Origin of the sequence: Longimicrobium sp., assembly GCA_036389135.1 — a bacterium.
Classification (GTDB): domain Bacteria; phylum Gemmatimonadota; class Gemmatimonadetes; order Longimicrobiales; family Longimicrobiaceae; genus Longimicrobium.
This window is the reverse complement of sequence record DASVQP010000025.1, coordinates 1-1,527: the sequence shown is the minus strand read 5'-3', so window position 1 is coordinate 1,527 and position 1,527 is coordinate 1. Positions and strand designations below refer to the sequence as shown.

The window sequence follows — 1,527 nt, the reverse complement described above, 5'->3', positions numbered from 1 at the left end:
CACTGCCGGGCTTCGAGACCTACGAGTGGAACGGCGTCTTCGCCCCCGCCGGCACGCCGCCGGACATCGTCGCGCGGCTCAACGCCGAGCTGAACGCCACCATCCGCGACGCCGCGGTGGCGGAGCGCCTCAAGACGCTCGGCGCGCTCACCCGGGCCAACACCGTCGAGGAGTTCACCGCCTTCCGCGAGCAGCAGATCGAGTTCTTCGCCGGCATGGTGCGCATGGCCAACATCCGCATCGACTGAGACATGGCAGGCGCGGCGCGGGGCCGCGCCTTCCGAAGGGAGCACGGCAGCGATGGCGGCAGCCTCGGACCCGCATCTCACGCCCTCGCGCCAGGTCGCGGTGCGGGAGGACTGGCTCGCGCAGGTGCACGAGGACACCATCGATCCTACCCTGCCGATCATCGACCCGCACCACCACCTCTGGGACCATCCGGGCGAGCGCTACCTGCTGGATGACCTGCTGCGCGACACCGCGAGCGGCCACGACATCCGCGCCACCGTCTTCGTGCAGTGCGGCGCCATGTACCGCCCCGCGGGGCCGGAGGAGCACCGTTCCCTCGGCGAGACCGAGTTCGCCACCGGTGCCGCGGCGCAGAGCGCCACCGGGCAGTACGGCCCCACACGTGCCTGCGCCGGCATCGTCGGCATGGCCGACCTGACGCTGGGCGACCGGGTGGCGCCGGTGCTGGAGGCGCATTTCGGGATCGCCCGGGAGCGCTTCTGCGGGGTGCGCAACCGCACCGCCTGGCATCCCTCTCCGGAAATCCGCTCCAACCTGGTCACGCCGCCGCCGGGACCGCTGGGCCGCCCCGAATTCCGGGCGGGGGCCCGGCGCCTGGCGGCCATGGGGCTGACGCTGGATGTCTGGGCCTACCACACGCAGCTGCCGCTGGTGATCGAGCTGGCCCGCGGGGTGCCGGAGCTGACCCTCGTCGTGGACCACGTCGGCGGCCCCCTGGGCGTCGGCCCCTTCGCCGGCCGCCGGGCGGAGGTGCTCGAGACTTGGCGGCGCGACATGCTCGTCCTCGCCGCCCTGCCGAATGTCGCGGTGAAGCTGGGCGGGCTGGCGATGCACGTCGGCGGCTTCGACTTCCACCTGCGGCCGCGGCCGCCGGGATCCACCGAGATGGCGGAGGCCTGGCGCCCCTATGTCGAGACCTGCATCGAGGCCTTCGGCGCGCGGCGCTGCATGTTCGAGAGCAATTTCCCTGTGGACAAGGGGATGTGCAGCTACCCGGTGCTGTGGAACGCCTTCAAGCGCTTGGCCAGCGGCGCCAGCGCAGCGGAGCGCGCCGCGCTGTTCAGCGGCACCGCGGCCCGGCTGTATCGGCTGGAGCGGCTGCCGCCCGGCGTGGCGCCGGACCTGACCGGTGCCAGCTGATGCCGACGACAGGCCTTGCCGACTTGGTGGCACCTACTAACACTACCTGGGCAGTCTGAAGTCAGGTGGTGGCCTGAGTTTGCGTCTGCAGTGCGGGCAGCGGATTGGGGCGACGAGATCTGCGAACAGGCGCGCCAT

The 1,527-nt window shown here is 71.9% G+C and carries 2 protein-coding genes; both read left to right on the top strand.

Annotated features, from left to right (window positions below):
* On the top strand, nt 1-248 hold a 248-nt coding region (locus VF584_05265), incomplete at its 5' end, for a tripartite tricarboxylate transporter substrate-binding protein (GenBank protein ID HEX8209575.1).
* A gap of 52 nt (nt 249-300) precedes the next feature.
* A complete protein-coding gene (locus VF584_05260) occupies nt 301-1,389 on the top strand; it encodes an amidohydrolase family protein (protein ID HEX8209574.1) in 1,089 nt (362 codons plus the stop codon).
* The last annotated feature ends 138 nt before the right edge of the window (nt 1,390-1,527 follow it).

Excerpts from the sequence above, each read along its gene's own strand:
- VF584_05260 (HEX8209574.1), top strand. The coding sequence starts at position 301 with ATGGCGGCAGCCTCGGACCCGCATCTCACGCCCTCGCGCCAGGTCGCG.